18 protein-coding genes are annotated in these 18,544 nt (G+C 61.6%); 5 read left to right on the top strand and 13 right to left on the bottom strand.

Going from position 1 to position 18,544, the window contains the following annotated elements; all coding sequences use genetic code 11:
• Positions 1–98: 98 nt before the first annotated feature.
• Positions 99–1,376 (bottom strand): serine/threonine transporter, encoded by a 1,278-nt coding sequence (locus tag ACQKEN_RS23045; RefSeq protein WP_427689076.1) that lies wholly within the window; start codon positions 1,374–1,376, stop codon positions 99–101.
• A 357-nt stretch (positions 1,377–1,733) separates the two neighbouring features.
• Here ACQKEN_RS23045 and ACQKEN_RS23040 point away from each other — a divergent pair, with 357 nt between their 5' ends.
• Complete coding sequence (locus tag ACQKEN_RS23040; protein ID WP_427689074.1) at positions 1,734–2,183, top strand: SgcJ/EcaC family oxidoreductase; 450 nt, start codon at positions 1,734–1,736, stop codon at positions 2,181–2,183.
• Positions 2,184–2,254: 71 nt separating this feature from the next.
• Here ACQKEN_RS23040 and ACQKEN_RS23035 read toward each other — a convergent pair whose 3' ends face one another.
• Positions 2,255–3,589 (bottom strand): ATP-binding protein, encoded by a 1,335-nt coding sequence (locus tag ACQKEN_RS23035; protein WP_427689072.1) that lies wholly within the window; start codon positions 3,587–3,589, stop codon positions 2,255–2,257.
• A complete protein-coding gene (locus tag ACQKEN_RS23030; protein ID WP_122535636.1) occupies positions 3,586–4,269 on the bottom strand; it encodes a response regulator in 684 nt (227 codons plus the stop codon). The genes ACQKEN_RS23035 and ACQKEN_RS23030 overlap by 4 nt, the downstream gene beginning before the upstream one ends.
• A gap of 153 nt (positions 4,270–4,422) precedes the next feature.
• Between ACQKEN_RS23030 and dsbD the strand changes: the two genes are divergently transcribed.
• The 4 genes from dsbD (at position 4,423) to ACQKEN_RS23010 (ending at position 8,553) form a co-directional block, all read left to right on the top strand.
• On the top strand, positions 4,423–6,198 hold the full coding sequence (gene dsbD, locus ACQKEN_RS23025) for a protein-disulfide reductase DsbD (protein ID WP_427689070.1): 1,776 nt from the start codon (positions 4,423–4,425) through the stop codon (positions 6,196–6,198).
• A complete protein-coding gene (locus ACQKEN_RS23020; RefSeq protein WP_427689068.1) occupies positions 6,198–7,058 on the top strand; it encodes a prolipoprotein diacylglyceryl transferase family protein in 861 nt (286 codons plus the stop codon). The genes dsbD and ACQKEN_RS23020 overlap by 1 nt, the downstream gene beginning before the upstream one ends.
• 11 nt (positions 7,059–7,069) lie before the next feature.
• Positions 7,070–7,840, top strand: a complete 771-nt coding sequence (dsbG, locus tag ACQKEN_RS23015; protein ID WP_427689067.1) for a thiol:disulfide interchange protein DsbG — start codon at positions 7,070–7,072, stop codon at positions 7,838–7,840.
• 149 nt (positions 7,841–7,989) lie between these two features.
• Entirely contained in the window at positions 7,990–8,553 is a 564-nt protein-coding gene (locus tag ACQKEN_RS23010; RefSeq protein ID WP_427689065.1) for a TetR/AcrR family transcriptional regulator, read from the top strand.
• Between the two features lie 60 nt (positions 8,554–8,613).
• On the opposite strand, the gene fabF is transcribed toward ACQKEN_RS23010, so the two are convergent.
• From fabF to ACQKEN_RS22960, 10 genes are all read right to left on the bottom strand, one after another.
• Positions 8,614–9,888, bottom strand: a complete 1,275-nt coding sequence (gene fabF, locus ACQKEN_RS23005; RefSeq protein WP_427689063.1) for a beta-ketoacyl-ACP synthase II — start codon at positions 9,886–9,888, stop codon at positions 8,614–8,616.
• A 39-nt stretch (positions 9,889–9,927) separates the two neighbouring features.
• Entirely contained in the window at positions 9,928–10,731 is an 804-nt protein-coding gene (locus ACQKEN_RS23000) for an SDR family NAD(P)-dependent oxidoreductase (RefSeq protein WP_427689061.1), read from the bottom strand.
• Between the two features lie 169 nt (positions 10,732–10,900).
• On the bottom strand, positions 10,901–11,236 hold the full coding sequence (locus ACQKEN_RS22995; RefSeq protein WP_427689059.1) for a ComEA family DNA-binding protein: 336 nt from the start codon (positions 11,234–11,236) through the stop codon (positions 10,901–10,903).
• Between the two features lie 196 nt (positions 11,237–11,432).
• Positions 11,433–13,427 (bottom strand): polysaccharide biosynthesis protein, encoded by a 1,995-nt coding sequence (locus ACQKEN_RS22990; protein ID WP_427689058.1) that lies wholly within the window; start codon positions 13,425–13,427, stop codon positions 11,433–11,435.
• A gap of 109 nt (positions 13,428–13,536) precedes the next feature.
• Positions 13,537–14,553: an MraY family glycosyltransferase gene (locus ACQKEN_RS22985; RefSeq protein WP_427689056.1), complete on the bottom strand. Its 1,017-nt coding sequence runs from the start codon at positions 14,551–14,553 to the stop codon at positions 13,537–13,539.
• Positions 14,550–15,518, bottom strand: a complete 969-nt coding sequence (locus ACQKEN_RS22980) for a UDP-glucose 4-epimerase family protein (protein WP_427689054.1) — start codon at positions 15,516–15,518, stop codon at positions 14,550–14,552. The genes ACQKEN_RS22985 and ACQKEN_RS22980 overlap by 4 nt, the downstream gene beginning before the upstream one ends.
• 123 nt (positions 15,519–15,641) lie before the next feature.
• On the bottom strand, positions 15,642–17,015 hold the full coding sequence (locus ACQKEN_RS22975) for a phosphomannomutase (RefSeq protein ID WP_427689052.1): 1,374 nt from the start codon (positions 17,013–17,015) through the stop codon (positions 15,642–15,644).
• Positions 17,016–17,212: 197 nt separating this feature from the next.
• Positions 17,213–17,452, bottom strand: a complete 240-nt coding sequence (locus ACQKEN_RS22970) for a lipopolysaccharide assembly protein LapA domain-containing protein (protein ID WP_427689050.1) — start codon at positions 17,450–17,452, stop codon at positions 17,213–17,215.
• A 17-nt stretch (positions 17,453–17,469) separates the two neighbouring features.
• A complete protein-coding gene (gene ihfB, locus ACQKEN_RS22965; RefSeq protein WP_037011901.1) occupies positions 17,470–17,769 on the bottom strand; it encodes an integration host factor subunit beta in 300 nt (99 codons plus the stop codon).
• 202 nt (positions 17,770–17,971) lie between these two features.
• On the bottom strand, positions 17,972–18,544 hold a 573-nt coding region (locus tag ACQKEN_RS22960; RefSeq protein ID WP_427689048.1), incomplete at its 5' end, for a S1 RNA-binding domain-containing protein.

The raw sequence follows: 18,544 nt of genomic DNA, 5'->3' as shown, positions 1-18,544 counted from the left end.
CAGTGTGTCAGGCAATCGATTCGTTGCAGCCAGAATGCCTTCGCGGGCAAGCGCGCTCCTACACCGTCCGCGCCAGCCCGCTTAACCCGGAACCGACGTCACTGCATCAACGAGTAAACCAGCGCCGAGATCGAGATCAGTCCGATCACCACGACGAACACGTTCGACAGCTTGCCCGCATACCGGCGCATGGCCGGCACTTTGCGCACGGCGTACATCGGCATGAGGAACAGCAGTGCCGCAATCACCGGGCCGCCGAGGGTTTCGATCATCCCGAGAATGCTCGGGTTGAGCGTTGCCACCAGCCAGCAGACCACCAGCATGAAGCCTGCGGTCAGGCGGTCCAGCGTACGTGGCGAAGGACGGCGGCCGGTCTTTATCACCAGACCTTTGAGGCCTTCGCTGGCGCCGATGTAGTGGCCCAGGAACGACTTGGTGATCGCGACGAACGCAATCAGCGGCGCCGCAAAGGCAATGGTCGGATTGCTGAAATGGTTGGCCAGATAGGACAGGATCGACAGGTTCTGCACCTTGGCTTCCGCCAGTTGCTCCGGCGCCAGGGTCAGCACGCAACTGAAGACGAAGAACAGCACCATGACCACCATCAGCAGATGGGCGCGGGCCAGGATCTGCGCGCTGCGCGGCTCGGCCTGCTCGCCATACTGGCGCTTCTGGTCGACGGCAAACGCCGAAATGATGGGCGAATGGTTGAACGAGAAGACCATCACCGGAATCGCCAGCCACAGCGTGTGCAGCAGCGCCGAGGGTGCCGGCAGGCTGCTCGCCGTGGTGAGAATGCCGCCGTTCCAGTGGGGAATCAGAAACACCGCGAGGAACAGCAAAGCCACGATAAACGGGTACACCATCAGGCTCATGGCCTTGACGATGATCTGCTCACCGCAACGCACCACGGCCAGCAAGCCGAGGATCAGCACGAACGCCAGCAGCGCCCGGGGCGGCGGCTGCACATGCAGTTGGTGCTCCATGAAACTGCCCACGGTGTTGGTCAGCGCCACGCTGTAGATCAGCAGGATCGGAAACACGGCGAAGAAATACAGCAGCGTGATCAAGGCACCGGCTTTCTTGCCGAAATGTTGCTCAACCACCTCGGTGATGTCCGCGCCATTGCGGCCCGACAGCACGAAACGGGTCAGCCCGCGGTGCGCATAGAAGGTCATCGGGAAGGCCAGCACGGCCAGAATCACCAGCGGCCAGAACCCGCCGATACCTGCGTTGATCGGCAGAAACAACGTGCCTGCGCCGATGGCGGTGCCGAACAGCCCGAGCATCCAGGTGGTGTCGTTACGGTTCCAGGTCGTCACGCTCGCGGGTGCCGCGTCGACGGTGTGTTCGACGCTGTTGGCCTGATCATTCATCCGGTCGATTCTCCGTTGCCGGTGATAGCTACATGGTCAAAAGCGCGTCGAAAAACGTGGCATTCGGCGCCCCTGACCGGTTCTCTACAGGGAAAGGGGCGCGATTGTCCGGGATTGGCGAGCAGAATCAAAGGCTTGTCGGACCAAAAGCCTGCGGCACTGGATTATGAAAGTTCCAAACTGGCTCAACTTCCTGCGCAAATCAGCATCGGTTCTTACTTATTTAACCGGACACTTCCTACGCCGGAGATGGACGAATTAGTTCGCGAAACGAATTGTAAATCCACGGCAGTACACCTCTAAGTCGTCCTCCATTAGGCTCTCGCCCCACATTCAACCGCCCATGGAAGGTAACGCATGTTCAAGACTTTCGCCGTCATCACCTTGCTCGCTGCCAGCACTTACGCCAGTGCAAACAACGCTTCCCCTCAATGCGCAACACTTGATAAACAACAGGCGAAAATCCTGTTCGAGCGCTGGAATAGCGCATTGCAAAGCGGCGACTCAAGCCAGGTGGCTGCGAACTACACGGCCGATGCCGTGCTGCTGCCGACCCTCTCCAATCAGCCCAGAACAGACCTCGCCGGCAAACTCGATTACTTCAACAAATTTCTCAAGAACAAGCCGGTCGGCACCGTCGACAGCAGCACGGTTATGACAAGTTGCAACAGCGCAATCGATACCGGCACGTACACGTTCCGTTTCAGCGACAACTCAGCCGTCAGCGCGCGTTACACCTTCACTTATGCATTCGTCGAGAACCAGTGGTTGATTACATCGCACCACTCTTCGGCCATGCCGGAGTAACGGACATTCAGCCAACAGTCGGCCTGACGTCCAACGTCGGGCCGACTCAACTTTCAGAACCTTCCCACAGGTCACTCGCCTGCGACATCGCGCCGCAACGGCATGCTCAACTCCACCCGCAAACCGTCATGTCGGCTGTCAAAGCGCAGCGAACACGCGCAGCGCTGAACAATGGCCTGAACAATCGCCAACCCCAGCCCGGCGCCGGGACTCTTGCCGTTGCGCCAGAAGCGCTGGGTGAGCTTGTCCAGATCCGGCTCGGGAATCCCCGGACCATGATCGCGAACGCGGAAATGCGCCTGCCCGTCAAAGGTTTCGACACTCAACTCCACCCGCGCATCGGCCTGGCTATGGCGCAGTGCGTTGTCCAGCAGGTTGCGCAACGCGGCGACCGCCAATGCCGCCGGCATCTGCACGGCGGCGCTGGACAACTGCGACGGCAAGATCAGTTCGATGCGCTGCTCATCCCCATGACTGGCGTCGTGGATGGCCAGCCTTGCGACCTGCTCGGCGTCGCATTGCACGCCGTCATCGAACGACAGGCTGCCCTCTACCCGCGCCAACAGCAGCAACTGTTCGAGGGTGCGGTGCATCCGGTCGGCGCCCTCCTCCGCATGGGCCAGCGCGGTGTCGCGCTTCTGGCCGTCGGTCATGCGCGCCACTTGCAGATGGGTCTTGATGGCGGTGAGCGGGCTGCGCAGTTCATGGGCAGCGTCGCCGGTCAGCCGCCGCTCGCGCTCCAGGGTCTGGGCGATGCGCTGAAACAGCTGGTTCTGGCTTTTCAGCAGCGGCTGCAACTCGCTGGGAAGGTTGGGCACATCCAGCGGCTCGACCGAATCGGCGCTGTGGCGATTCAAGGCATCGCGCATGCGGTTGAGCGGCGCCAGCCCCCGGCCGATGCCGAACCAGACCAGCGCCAGGCTGCCGAACAGCGCCACCAGCACCGGCACCGACGCCGCCAACAGCACCGAATGCCCGAGCACATCGCGTTCGATCTGCCGGTCGGCGGTGGTCACCCGCACGTTGTCGTGCATCATCGTGTAAACGCGCCAGTGGTCGCCGTTGATCATCTGGTCATGGAAGCCGCTGGCGTCGGCCTTCAGCGGTTCACTCGGCGAGCTGTCGGTTCGCGCCAGCACCTGCCCGCGCAGGGAGCTCAACTGACACGCCATGCCGTTGGGCAGCGCCGGGTCGTCCGCCCGCAGCGAGCGGGTGTCGCTGCCGGTGGGCATCTGCATCTGTTCGAGCAGCCCGGCCACCATCCGCGCGGAGGCCTCAAGGCGTTGATCGAGGGACTGCATCATCTGCGTGCGCAAGTCGCGCAGCATCCACGCCGCCGCCAGCACCCAGATCAGAATGAACGCCGAGCCGAGGATCAGACTCAGCCGCGTGCGCAGGCTCATCATGGCGTGGGCTCCGAATCATGGCCGGCCGGGCCGAGGCGATAACCGAGCCCGCGGACGGTTTCGATGATGCGGCCACCCAGCTTGCGCCGCAGGTGGTGGATATGAACGTTGAGGGCGTTGCTCTCGACCTCGTCACCGAAACCGTAGACGCAGTCCTTCAGCTGCTCGCCCGAAAGCACGCGACCGCTGTTGTTCAACAACGCTTGCAGCAGAGCCTGTTCTCGGCGCGACAGATCGACCGGCTGACCGGCAAGACGGGTTTCCCGGCTGCTGGGGTCGTAGCTGAGCACGCCGTGCTCGATCACGTTGACGCTGCGCCCGGCCATGCGTCGGACCAGGGTGTGCAGGCGCGCGCTGAGTTCACGCAGGTCGAAGGGCTTGAGCAGGTAATCGTCCGCCCCGGCCTGCAAGCCGTCGACGCGGTCGGTGACGGTGTCGCGAGCGGTGAGGATCAGCACCGGGATCTCGACGCCCTGCTGGCGCAACTGGCGCAACAGCTTCAGGCCATCTTCATCGGGCAGGCCGAGGTCGAGAATCATCACGTCGAAATGCGCAGCCGAGAGCATGGCCCGCGCGGAGGAGGCCGTGGCCACGCGATCCACCGTCAGGCCTTGGGCATCGAGGCCCGCGACGATGCCGCTGGCAATCAGGTCGTCGTCTTCACAAAGCAGTACGTGCATGGTCGGCCCCGAAAAAAAGGCGATTGAAGCGCAGAGGGATTAACGGCGGATTATGCACGAGCCGCCGCAGACACGACGCGCCCCGTAGCGTTAATCGACTGTTAATCGCCACTGCGCAGGATTCGCCCCATTCATAGGGGTTGGAAGGTGCGCATGGGTAAGGTGTGGTTGATGATTCTGATGCTGATCCCGTTGCTGGCGCAGGCAGTGCCCGGCGCGGATCCCTTCCCGGCCAGGTCGGGCCCTTCACTGTTCAGCGAAAAGCCGGATTTTCTGTCGGCGAAAGACGCTTTCATCTTCACCTCGGAACGCCTGGCGTCCGGCGAAACCCGCCTGTACTGGCAGATCGCGGACGGATATTACCTGTATCAGCAACGGCTCAAGTTCGAAGGGCTCAGCCAGGGACAGCAGCCCGTCCTGCCGACCGGTGAGGACCATCACGACGAGTATTTCGGCCAGCAGCAGGTCTATCGGCAGGGCCTTGAACTGACAATCCCGGCCTCGGCCAGCGGTCAGATCAAGGTGAGCTGGCAGGGCTGCGCCGATGCCGGCTTGTGTTATCCCCCGCAAAGCCAGCGCGTTGATGTGGGCAGCGGCGACGCGCAACCGGCCAGCGCTCAGGTTGGCAATCAAGCGGAAGATCAAGCGTTGGCCAGCGGCCTGGCGCAACGTTCTCTGGCCCTGAGCCTGCTGGCGTTTTTCGGGCTGGGTCTGCTGCTGGCGTTCACGCCGTGCTCACTGCCAATGCTGCCGATCCTGGCCGGCGTGGTGGTCGGCAGCGGCGCAAGACCCGCACGGGGCTTGGCGCTGGCCAGCGTTTACGTGCTGAGCATGGCGCTGATCTACGCCGGGCTGGGGGTGGTCGCCGCGCTGTTGGGCAGCAACCTGCAATCGACCCTGCAGCAACCCTGGCTGCTGGGCAGTTTCGCGACCCTGTTTGTGGTGCTGGCGCTGCCGATGTTTGGCTTCTTCGAGCTGCAATTGCCCGGCTTCCTGCGCGACCGTCTGGAGAACGCCGGGCGTCAGCGCCAGGGGGGCAGTCTACTGGGCGCTTCGGCGCTCGGCGCGCTGTCGGGACTGATGATCGGCCCGTGCATGACCGCACCACTGGCCGGCGCACTGCTGTACATCGCCCAGAGCGGTAACGCGCTGCACGGCGCGCTGGTGTTGTTCGTCATGGGGCTGGGCATGGGCCTGCCGTTGTTGCTGCTGGTCACGGTCGGCACGCGTTTTCTGCCAAAACCGGGGGCCTGGATGAACCTGGTCAAAGGGCTCTTCGGCTTCCTGTTACTGGGCACCGCGTTGGTGATGATTCGGCCGCTGCTCGCCAGCGTGCTGTGGCTGGCGCTGTTCGGTGCACTGCTGATCATCTTTGCCTATAGCGCCATCATGCAGACCCGGTCGCTGCCACGCGCCTCGCTCATTAGCGCTCCCTTCGGTCTGGTCGCGGGCCTGTGGGGCGTGATGATGGTGATCGGCGCGGCGGCGGGCGGCGATGATCCCTGGCAGCCGCTCGAAGTCTTCAGCGGAGCGAAGCCATCCAACGCAAGCGAGGCACACGCCGCGTTCACCACGATCAAGGACCCGCAGGCCCTGGACCGGGAACTCGCCGCCGCCACTGGCGCCGGGCAGTGGGTGCTGGTCGACTACTACGCTGACTGGTGCGTGTCCTGCAAGATCATGGAGAAGACTGTGTTCGCCAACGCTGAAACCCTGCAGGCGTTGAACGGCGTGCGCCTGCTGCGCCTCGATGTCACGGCCGACAACGACGCCAGCCGCACGCTGCTCGGTCGTTTCAACGTACTGGGCCCACCGACGCTGGTGTGGATCGCACCGAACGGCAGCGAGAGACGCGACCGGCGTATCACCGGTGAAGTCGACCTGGAATCCTTTTTGCAGCACTGGCAAACGACCCGGGGGCGTGGCTGATGCTGAGTTTTTCCGTGGGGCCGTTCGCCCTGTCGCTCAACCATCTGCTGCTGCTCGTTGCCCTCGCGCTGGCGACGTTGGTCGGCTGGATCAGTGGCCGCAAGCAGCGAGTAAACCCGGAACGCGCCGTGTTCGGTCTCTTCATGTTCGGGGTGCTGGTGGCCCGCCTGGCGTTTGTGGCGCGCTACTGGCCGCAGTATGAAAATGAGCTGCTGCGCATCGTTGATATCCGCGACGGCGGCTTCAGTGCCTGGCCCGGCGTCATGGCCACTATTGCCGGTGCCGCCATCATGGCCTGGCGGCGGCCGTTGCAGCGCCGGCCACTGGGGTGGGGCGTCGCCAGCGGGTTGCTGTTCTGGTGGCTGAGCAGTCTGGCGGTCGAAAGCGTTCGTCGGGATGTCCCGCTGCCGGATCTGGCCCTGCGCAATGCCGCCGGCGAACGCGTGCAATTGCGCGATTACACAGGCCGCAAACTGGTGATCAACCTGTGGGCGACGTGGTGCCCGCCGTGCCGGCGGGAAATGCCTGTCCTGCAAGCTGCGCAAAATGCCAATCCCGACGTCGTGTTTCTGTTCGTCAATCAGGGAGAAAGCCCACGTGAAGTGGCGACGTTTCTCGGCAGCCAGGGGTTGCAACTGGACAACGTGTTGTTCGACGACAGCGGCGAACTGGGTCGCCGTGCCGGCTCAGCCGCCCTGCCCACCACGCTGTTTTACGGCGTGAACGGCCGACAGCAGGACGGGCATCTGGGCGAACTGTCCAGCGCCAGCCTCACCCATTACCTGGACGGCCTCAGCCAGCCGCCGAACGCTACTTCGCCGCCTTCTTCACAGCTTTCTTCACAGCCTTCTTCAAAATAGGGGACCAAACCATGAACCTCATGCGCCATGCGCTCATCGCCGCCGCCGCCGTTTCGCTCAGCCTGCCAGGCGCGCTGGTCCACGCCGATGACCTGCCCGCTCCGATCAAGGCGCTCGAAGCCAAGGGCGCAACCATCAAAGGCAGCTTCGACGCACCGGGCGGGCTGAAGGGTTACGCCGCCGAGTACCAGAATCAAGGCATGGCGCTGTACCTGACCCCGGACGGCAAGCATGTGCTGGCGGGCAATCTGTTCGATGAAAAAGGCGAAGACCTGAGCACCGCGCCCCTGCAAAAGCTGGTCTATGGGCCGATGGCCGAGGCGATGTGGACCCGCATGGAAAACAGCTCCTGGATCGCCGATGGCGCCAAAACTGCGCCGAAGGTCATCTACCTGTTCAGCGACGCCAACTGCCCGTACTGCAACCTGTTCTGGGAACAGGCGCGGCCCTGGGTCAAATCCGGGAAAGTACAGTTGCGCCACATCATGGTCGGCGTGATCCGCGAAGACAGCGCCGCCAAAGCCGCGAGCCTGCTGGCCGACGCGAACCCGGAACTGGCCCTGCAGAACCACGAGCAGGCGGGCAAAGGCAGCAGGCTCAAGGCCATGCAGAACATCCCCAAAGACATCCAGGCCAAACTCGACGCCAACATGAAACTGATGGAAGACATGGGCCTGTCTGCCACACCGTCGATCTTCTACAAAGACGAGGCCGGACACCTTCAGCAGCAACAAGGCGCGCCCCGGCCTGAGGCGCTGGCGAAAATGATGGGCCTGAAATAGTCGCGGTTCTGCTGGCGTAGCCGGCCGGTGGTGGACGCAGCGCTCTGACCAATGGCGACAGGGGGTACAACGCGGGTACTGCGCCGGCGTGTCATCCGTGTAAAAATGTCGACCACCATTTCAAGAGCCACAATCGGGAGGCTCGCTCCATGCGTTACGCCGAAGATCACAAAGCCCAGACCCACCAGCGCATCCTTCAGGAAGCCGCCGCGCGCTTTCGCCGTGACGGGATCGGCGCCACCGGCTTGCAGCCGTTGATGAAGGCATTGGGCCTGACCCATGGTGGTTTTTATGCCCACTTCAAATCCAAGGACGACCTGGTCGAGAAATCACTGCGCTGCGCCGTCGACCAGCTGCAGGCCTCACGCGCCGAGAAACTGGCCGAAGACAGCTCGACCCAGGCGTTCATCGACTCGTACCTGTCGACCGCCCATCGCGATCACCCGGAAAGGGGCTGCCCGTTGCCGACCATGGCGTCCGAGCTCGGCCAGCGCGGGCAACCGAGCGAGATTACCGACGAGTTGATCAACCGCATGCTCGCCACCCTCGAAGCCGGAATGCCGGCCGACGGGCAAAGCAGCGACAAGAGCGTGATGCTCATGTCCGGGCTGGTGGGGGCGATGGTGCTGGCGCGCAGCGCAAAAGATCCGGCGCTGGCCGAGCGAATCCTGGAGACCACCCGCGATCAGCTCAAGCAGCTGATCGAAGGCTGACGCTCACTTCCCTGCCCTGTTCGCGGCAGGGAAGCGTCACGCTTGCTGCACTGAAGCCTCTCAGGGATGCCAGCGACGGAACAGCACGCTGGCGTTCACACCGCCGAAGCCAAAACCGTTCGACAGCGCGTACTCGATGTTCATCGGGCGCGCTTTGCCGTGGACGATGTCGATGCCCGCCGCTGCCTCGTCGGGGTTCTCCAGATTGAGGGTCATTGGCGCGATCTGATCGCGGATCGCCAATGCCGTGAAGATCGCCTCGATGCCGCCCGCGGCGCCGAGCAAGTGCCCGGTGGCGGATTTGGTCGACGTCACGGCAACCCCATTCTGGTCACCAAACACGGTTTTGATCGCGGCCATTTCGCCCCTGTCACCCACCGGCGTGGACGTAGCGTGGGCGTTGACGTGCTGCACGTCGGCAGGCTGGATGCCGGCCTGGCGGATCGCTGCCTCCATCGCCCGGCGCGCGCCACTGCCATCTTCCGGTCCGGCCGTCAGGTGATAGGCGTCCGCGCTGGTGCCGTAACCGACCAGTTCGACAATGGGCGTTGCGCCACGGGCGAGTGCGTGTTCCAGGGTTTCGATGACGATGATCCCCGCACCCTCGCCCATGACGAAGCCATCGCGGTCACGGTCGAACGGCCGTGAGGCGCGCTCCGGCGTGTCGTTGAAACCATGGGAGAGCGCCCGCGCGGCAGCAAAACCACCCAGGGCGACGCGATCGATACAGGCTTCGGCGCCACCGCAAATGGCCACGTCCGCCTCCCCGTTGCGGATCAGTCGCGCGGCATCGCCGATCGCCTGAACGCCCGCCGCACACGCCGTGACCGGCGCGCCCAGCGGGCCTTTGAAACCGTGCTGGATCGACACATGCCCGGCCGCCAGATTGACCAGAAACGAAGGAATGGTGAACGGTGACAAGCGCCGCGGCCCACGGGTATCGGTGATGCGCACGGCTTCGGCGATGGCGCCGAAACCACCCACGCCGGCACCGATGATGGTCGCGGTACGCTCGCGCTCCTCCTCAGTCGATGGCGCCCAGCCTGCCTGCTTGACCGCCTGTTGCGCAGCGCCCAAGGCAAACAGGATGAAGCGGTCCATCTTCTTCTGCTCCTTGGGCGGCGCGGCGGCGTCAGCATCGAACCCGGCTTCAGGGTCTTGCTCCAGCGTCGGCACCGGGCCGCCGACTTTGCCTGCCAGATCAGCCACCGTCTGCTCAGGCAACTGCACAATGCCGGAGCGGCCTTCCAGCAATCGCTTCCATACCGCTTCGACGCCGGTGCCCAATGGCGTCACCAGCCCCATACCCGTCACTACGATGCGACGCTCACTCATGGGTTCACCTTTCCTCATTTTTGGCAGTCGCCGGCACCGTTAAGCGCCAGCCGTTTTGTAACGCTGCGCCGCGTGCTGCAGCGACAGGTTCGGGCCCAGGGCCAGGCGTGCCTGGGTGAAGGCCTGCCAGTCAGCGGCATCCGGCAGCGATGGAATGGTGATCAGCTCTTGCTGGTCAAACCCGGCCAGCGCGGCGTCGACCATTTCGTTAACGTCCATGACCATTTCCGGCGGGAAGGCGTTGATGTCCAGACCGGCGCGCTCCCAGATTTCAGTGCGGGTCGCGCCGGGCAGCACGGCCTGAACCTGCACGCCCTTTTCGCTCATTTCAGCGGCCAGTGACTGGGTCAGGCTCAACACGTACGCCTTGCTGGCGGCGTACACCGCGTTGAAGCGCTCCGGCAGCATGGGCACCACGGACGCGATATTGACGATCGCCCCGGTGCCGCGCGCCGCAAAACCGGCCGCGGCGGCGGATGCCAGGTGGGTCAGCGCCACGATATTGAGCTGGATCAGGCGGTCCACTTCGGCCAGATCCGATTCGGCGAGGGGCGTGCTCAGTGCAACCCCGGCGTTGTTCACCAGCAACGTGATCGATGCGTCCGAGCGCAAACGCTGCTCGAGGACGCTGACGTCGGCGGGCTGGGTCAGGTCGGCTTTCACTACCTCGACGTTGATTGAATGCTTCGCGCGCAAATCCGTCGCCAGCGCTTCCAGTCGCGCCTGATCGCGGGCCACCAGTACCAGATCGAATCCGCGCTGTGCCAGGCGGTCCGCGTAAGTGAAGCCAATGCCCGACGACGCGCCGGTGATAACAGCTTTGCCTTGAGTGTGAGCAGTCATGAACATTCTCCGTGGGTAAGTGAGCGTAGCTGCGGAGATATATTACGCCCGTAATTTAAAAAATAATATGTCAGTCGACATTTTTATATTTGGTGGGCGAACGGTAGGCTTTTCATTATCGCGGGCATAAAAAAGACCGATCAGAGATCGGCCTTGAGCTCATAGGGTTTCAGTCAATCGACAGCTTGTCGCGGTTCTTGTCCAGTAGCGCCTTGCCGATGCCCTTCACTTCGATCAACTCGTCCACGGCCGTAAAACCGCCGTGTTCTTCACGGTAGGCGACGATGGCGTTGGCCTTCGCGGCGCCAATGCCGGACAGCTCTTTCTGAAGGGTTTCCGCATTCGCGCTGTTGAGATTGACCTTGGCGCCCTGTACACCCGCCGGTGCGGAGATGGCAGGTTTGGTGGCGTCTATCGAGGTGGCGGCAGACGGCGCGGCAGTCACGGCGAGGGACGTACTCGCCAGCAGTGCGAAGATCAGGGAAGACAGATAAGAAGTACGCATGAGTCATGCTCCATGGGCATCGTAAGTGGAAGCAGCATTCCTGAGCTGCTTCCCAAACCTAGCCGATGGCGGCAGTGCGTCAACGCAGGGATCGGTGACCGGATGTGTACCCACGCGCAGGCCCCGTGGGTATGGGCTTCGCGACCGTTTCGGCGCCCATTTCACTGCGTAAGAAAAGGTTTCAGCGGGCGTGCGGTCAGGGTTCCCGGCGACGCTGCTGATGAATCCAGTCAACGATATCGCCTTCGGGCGCATAGCCGCTGACGGTGTCCCCGAGGATCTGCCGAACGCGGGTGTAATCGTCGTCGTCCAGCGCCTTGAGTAACTGCGAGAGGCTTTGCTTGAAGACGTCCCAGGCGAGGAAGTCTTCCTGTGCACTCATGATCATCGGGTGGCGAGTCGCAGCCACGTTGTTGCCGATCAGCAGCTCCTCGTAAAGCTTCTCGCCAGGCCGCAGCCCGGTGAACTCGATGGCAATGTCGCCCTGGGGGTTGTGTTCCGAGCGGATGCTCAGGCCCGACAGATGCACCATCTTCTCCGCCAGCTCGATAATGCGCACCGGCTCGCCCATGTCGAGCACGAACACGTCACCGCCCTGCCCCATGGAACCGGCCTGAATCACCAACTGCGCCGCTTCCGGAATGGTCATGAAATAGCGGGTGATTTTCGGGTGCGTGACCGTCAGCGGCCCACCGGATTTGATCTGCTGATGGAACAGCGGGATCACCGAGCCGGAAGACCCCAGCACGTTGCCGAAGCGCACCATGATGAACCGTGTCTTGTTGACCTGATGCACATTGGAGCGGTCGCCGAACATCACCGGCGCGGTTTCCCGGCTCAGTGCCTGCAACGTCAGCTCGGCCAGGCGCTTGGTGCTGCCCATCACATTGGTCGGGCGCACGGCCTTGTCGGTGGAGATCAGCACGAAATTGGCCACGCCTGCCTGCAGCGCGGCCTGGGCCGCATTCAGCGTACCGACCACGTTGTTGAGCACGCCCTCGGCGATATTGTGTTCGACCATCGGCACATGCTTGTAGGCCGCCGCGTGGTAGACGGTATTAACCTGCCAGGTCTTCATCACGTCCAGCAACTTGGCGTGATTGCGAATCGATCCCAGGATCGGCAGCAACTTGACCTTGAGCGACTCGCGAGCCACGCGCCGCTCCAGCTCGGTGAGGATTGTGTAGAGGTTGAATTCACTGTGATCGAGAAGCAGCAGCGTGGTCGGCTTCAGCAGCAGGATCTGCCGGCACAGCTCCGAGCCGATCGAGCCCCCTGCCCCGGTCACCAGCACGCACTGGTTCTTGATGCAGTGTTCGAGCAGCTCTTCCTGGGCAGGTACGGCGTCGCGGCCGAGCAGGTCGGCAATGTCGACTTCCTGAAGATCGTCGACCTTCACTCGGCCGGCGGCTAGATCGGAGAAGTTCGGCACGCTGCGAACATGCAGCGGGAAGCCTTCTAGGAAGCCAAGGATTTCCCGGCGTCGCGCACGGGCCGACGACGGAATCGCCAGCAGGATTTCCTGGGCGCCGGTCACGTCGATCATCTGTTGAATGTGCTTGGGCTTGTAGACCTGCAGCCCGGAGATGACCCGGTTGGAGATCGAGTCGTCGTCATCGATGAACGCCACCGGACGCATCGAGCGACCCATGCGCAGTGCAGCGACCAATTGATTGCCCGCCGCGCCGGCGCCGTAGATGGCGACTTTAGGCAGGCCATCGTCACGGGTGGCGAACGGCACATGGCGAGCGGCGGAAAACCAGTCGCCGAGGAAGTACTGACGCATCGCAAGGCGCAGGCCACCAATCATGACCATGCTCAGCCACCAGTAATTGAACATCACCGATCGCGGCACCACATGCTGGTGGTTGCTGTAGAGATAGACCACGACCCCGAGGATCAGGGCCGAGAGGCTGACGGCCTTGATGATCGCGATCAGGGCGTCGTTGCCGAAATAACGCATGACCGCGCGGTACATGCCGAAACGAATAAACAACGGGATCGCCACCACGGGCGCGCTTGCGAAGAGCCAGGTATGGATTTCCAGGGGATTGATCAGTTCATCGATGCCCAGACGAACGACGAACGCCATCCACAACGCGAACCAGATCAGACAGACGTCTGCGGCGACCTGCATGATCCGCTTGTGCCGGCGAGGCAGCGCCAGCAACGTAGTGCGAATTTTCTCCATTGTCCCCTCAAGCACGCGTTCAAACTCCTTTCAGTCGACCCCTGCGCCGGCCATTGATTCCTGTCCCGCACGGGAATCGGATCAACAGCGTCAGCGCCAATGTCCACGCTCAGCTTTTTTCAAGCGCCCCAGCCTTGAAGATAACTGCCAGGGCGAGCAATGGAGCGTAAGCAATGATCACGCCGAGTGCGCCGTCCAGCCCGAAACGGGTGACGCACACAGCGACCGGCAACAGCCAGCACAGATTGATTACACCGACTGCGGACGTCACCGGAAGGTGCTTGCCAAAACGTCGCGAGGCGAATTGATAAGCGTGACTTCTGTGAGCCTCATAGACCTTGTCGCCCCGAACGAGCCGACGGATGAGGGTTACTGTAGCGTCTACGATGAAAACCCCGAGGAGAATAAGCCATACCCACAAGAACTGCGAGGAAATCCATGCGCCCTGGAGTGACAGACAACCGAGCATGATGCCGAGAAATCCGCTGCCCGCGTCGCCCATGAAGATCTTCGCCGGGGGGAAATTCCAGAACAGAAAGCCCGCCACTGCGCACGCCAACAGGAACGGCAGCCACACCAGCGTGGCGAAACCGCTCAGCGCGTAGATGATCGCCGCGCCGACGCAGACACAGATCGCTTCTACGCTGGCAATGCCGTCGATGCCGTCCATGAAGTTGTACAGATTAAGCAGCCACACCAGATAGAACGCCGCCAGCACGTTAACGATGAGCCCCGGGGCGAGCGTCATGCCGAACACGTTGATCGCCGGAAGCCCACCCAGCCAGAACAACGCCCACGACGCAGCGAAGAAATGCCCCAACAAGCGCCATCGCGCCGCAATGTGGCCGTGATCGTCGAGAAATCCCAGCGCCGCGATCAATGTCCCCGCGCCGAATAGCGCGAGGAACGGATCGCGCCCGATCAGCCCTGCAAACAGCATCCAGAGCAGCGCCACCAGGTAACTGATGACAATCGCCACACCGCCGCCCCGTGGTGTTGGAATCGTATGGGAGCTTCTGCCGTTGGGAATATCGAGCAAGCTCTTGTGCAGCGCATATCGTCGCAGTACATGCGTCAGCGCAAACGAAAACAACACAACAGCAACCGCGACCCACCAATAATTCATGCTCGATCCGTAACCAGAAAATGCTCGACGGTCTTCTTCAGACCGTCCTCTACCAACACCGGGGGCTGCCACTGCAACCATTCGCGGTTTTTGCTGATGTCCACACGCAGCGATCCCAACACTCGCTCGGCCGCCGATTTGCGGCCCAACAGGGTGGCGCCGAGCATGATAAGGGATTCTGGGACGGGGATAAGCCAACCCGATGCAGCCATCTGCCCCTTGAGGCGGCTGGCCAGTTCGGTCGTCGACAGGTCCCGGCCATCACTGACCAGAAATATCTGGTTCGCGGCGGCAGGATGATCGATGCAGACGCGGATCAGATCGATCAGGTTATCCAGCGAGACCAGACTGCGTGCATTGTTCACTGCACCCAGTGGCAGCGGAACGCCTTTGCGCAACGTGCGCATCAGTTGCAGGAAGTTCGCTTTCACGCCGGGCCCGTAAACCAGCACCGGGCGGATGATCACCACTTCCATCGCACAGGTCTTCGCCAGCGCCAGAAGGCCCTGTTCTGCTTCGTGCTTGGAAACGGCGTAAGGATCGCTCGGATTGGGAGCGTCGTCCGGACGAAAGCATTCGCCCCGCGCGGTGGACTCGCCGTTGACTTTGATCGTGCTGATGAAGATGAAACGCCGGACGCCTGCTGCGGCGGCCTGCTCGGCCAGATTCAACGTGCCGAGGGTGTTGACCTCCCGGTACAGCGAAAGTGGGTCAGCCGCGGTGTCGTGCATGACATGCACCCGCGCTGCGGCGTGAACGACCGTATCGACGTCGTGCAACACTGCCTGCCATGGGGTGTCGGCAGTCAGCCCGGCAACAGTGGTTGTCGTGACGGTTGGAGAATAATGGGGCATTGCCTGTCGGCTTACCGCGACAATGTCCGCGTCAGGCAGGTGTGCAAGGTGGTCAACCAGCGCTGTCCCTAAAAATCCCGAACTCCCTGTCACCAGGATTTTTCTGGTCATATCCGATCCATGCACTTAAGAATTCGTCGTCAATCAAGACGGCCGCTGCGAGGCAGCGGCGCCATTGTAGACGATTGGCTTGCGGCACTGCCATTCAGTCAGCAGGACCGCGCGCCCAGTGCATCACTTGCCGTTGATCAGCGCTTCGATCTCTTTGACCTTGGCTTCTACCAGGGCTGGATCACGACGGCTCTCGACGTTCAGACGCAGCAACGGCTCAGTGTTCGAGCCACGCAGGTTGAAGCGCCATTCGGCGAACTCGAGGCTGATGCCGTCGGTCCTGTCGATGTTCGAGCAAGACGGCGTGTAGTGCTCCAGGATCTTGGCGATGATGGACTTTACGTCGTCGACCTTGTAGTTGATTTCGCCACTGCACGGGTAGGCCGCCATGCGCTCATCGACCAGCTGCGAGAACTTCTTGCCGGAGACGGACATCAGTGCAGCGACCAGCAGCCACGGGATCATGCCGCTGTCGCAGTAGGCAAAATCGCGGAAGTAGTGGTGAGCACTCATCTCGCCGCCATACACGGCGTCTTCCAGGCGCATGCGCTCCTTGATGAACGCGTGGCCGGTTTTGCACAGCACCGGCGTACCGCCTGCCTGCTCGACCTGATCGATGGTGTTCCAGGTCAGGCGCGGGTCGTGAATGATTTTCGAGCCCGGGTGTTGCTTGAGCAGCATCTCTGCCAGCAGGCCCACCAGGTAGTAACCTTCGACAAAACGGCCTTGCTCGTCAAAGAAGAAGCAGCGATCGAAATCGCCGTCCCAGGCCAGGCCCAGGTCGCAACCGTGCTTGAGCAGCGCGTCGCGGGTGATGCTGCGGTTTTCTGGCAGCAGCGGGTTCGGCACGCCGTTAGGGAAGTTGCCATCCGGCTCAGCGTTGATGATTACCCACTCGAACGGCAGCTGGGAGCGGATCGCTTCGAGAGCTGGACCGACAGCGCCATTGCCCGGGTCAGCGAGGATCTTCAGTGGACGAAGATCGGCGTCTTTGACGTAGGTCAGCAGGTGCTGAATGTAGGCAGTCTTGTCCGGCTTGGACTCAACGCTACCGTGCTGAGCGGCAACCTGACCGAAATCGCCCGCATCGACGCGCTGGCGGATGGCATCAAGGCCGGTGTCACCACTGATGGGACGGGATGATTTCTGGACGAGCTTCATGCCGTTATAACCCTTGGGGTTATGACTGGCCGTGACCATCACGCCGCCGTCTGCTCCGTAGTGGCTGGTGGCGAAGTAGACTTCTTCGGTACCGCACAGGCCGATGTCGATGACATCCGCGCCGGCTTCCTGAATGCCCTTGATCAACGCTTGCGCCAAGGCTGGGCTTTCAAGACGCATGTCTCTGCCCACTACGATATTTTTGGCACCCAGTTCAACCACCATGGACCGCCCGATGCGGTACGCGATGTCATCGTCCAGGTCATTGGGCACTTGGCCACGGATGTCGTAAGCCTTGAAGCAGCGGGTCTGAAGAGCGGGATAGTCGGAATTCATGTGTAAAAACCTATGCGACGAAAAAACCCGAAGGTTCCTCTGTTCAGTAGAAGCAGATCGAATGACGAACTGCACGCAACCCTCGCGCCTGAAAGCTTGAGGCGTGGGTTAGGCATTAAAAAAGGAGATTAGTTATAGGTGCGCTTGTAATTATCTTCAATGCGGGCGTCGAGGTGTCTGGCGCGCGGGGAAGTTTATCAGGGCAGACGTGACGCCTTGGGTTTCCTGCGCAGACGCGCGACTGAAACCAGCAGAGGGCCAAGCAACATGCCCACCAGCAGTGCAAGGATCACCGGCACGGCCACAGGCAGTTCGGGTGCATTCCAGCCAAAGAACACCAGTGCGACGTTCTGCTGGTTTTCCAGCACAAAAACAACAATCACCGCTGCGATCAACAGGGCGATGACTAAAAAGATCAGACGCTTCACATTTCGCATGAGAACTCCTCAAAGAGCTATTGGAGCTCATGCTCCTCTTCTTCGTTCACCCGGTCGCGGAGCTCTTTGCCTGGCTTGAAGTGAGGGACGAACTTGCCGTCTAGGCTGACAGACTGACCTGTCTTCGGATTACGGCCTACGCGAGGTGCGCGATAGTGCAGGGAGAAGCTGCCGAAGCCGCGTATTTCAATGCGGTCGCCTGTCGCAAGGCACTGCGACATCTGCTCGAGCATGGTCTTGATGGCCAACTCCACATCTTTGGATGAGAGCAGTCCTTGATGGGTGACAATTCGTTCGATCAACTCCGACTTCGTCATGTTTTTCCCTTCTTTTTCAAGCAGCTAGGTAAAGCGCTTTGAAGGTTTTAGCATGACCGGAAGGATTTGAACAGAGTATGTCCAGACTTAAATGAGCCGAGGTTGAAGATCCTCAACAGGGCATTGGCCGAACGCGCCGCAAAAATACCCGCCCACAAAAAAGGGCGACCGAAGTCGCCCTTTTTCAATGGTCAGACAGAACTCAGTTCTGTTTTTCCATTTGAGCACGCAGCAGGTCACCCAGAGTGGTAGGACCAGTGCTTTCAGCGGTTTCAGGCTTGCTACGCAGGCTCTGAATCGCTTCTTTCTCGTCTTCAACGTCTTTCGACTTGATGGACAAGCTGATCACGCGGCTCTTGCGGTCAACGCTGATGATCTTGGCTTCGATCTCTTCGCCTTCTTTCAGAACGTTACGCGCGTCTTCAACGCGGTCACGGCTGATTTCGGAGGCTTTGAGGGTCGCTTCGATGTCGTCGGCCAGAGTGATGATGGCGCCTTTGGCGTCAACTTCTTTAACGATACCGCGAACGATAGCGCCTTTGTCATTGACAGTGACGTACTCGGAGAACGGATCGCTTTCCAGCTGCTTGATGCCCAGCGAGATGCGCTCACGCTCTGGATCAACCGACAGGATCACGGTGTCAAGCTCGTCGCCCTTCTTGAAACGACGTACGGCTTCTTCGCCATCCGCGAGAACATGAAGCTGCAGGAGGCCCGCGCCGCCGGCCTGCTCACCCAGCAGCATCCCGGCCACAGCTTCGGCGCCAGCATTCCG

The sequence above is a fragment of the Pseudomonas sp. NPDC078416 genome (genome assembly GCF_050268485.1).
Lineage (GTDB): Bacteria > Pseudomonadota > Gammaproteobacteria > Pseudomonadales > Pseudomonadaceae > Aquipseudomonas.
The sequence above is the reverse complement of the archived record's forward strand: the minus strand, read 5'-3'. Positions and strand labels throughout refer to the sequence as shown.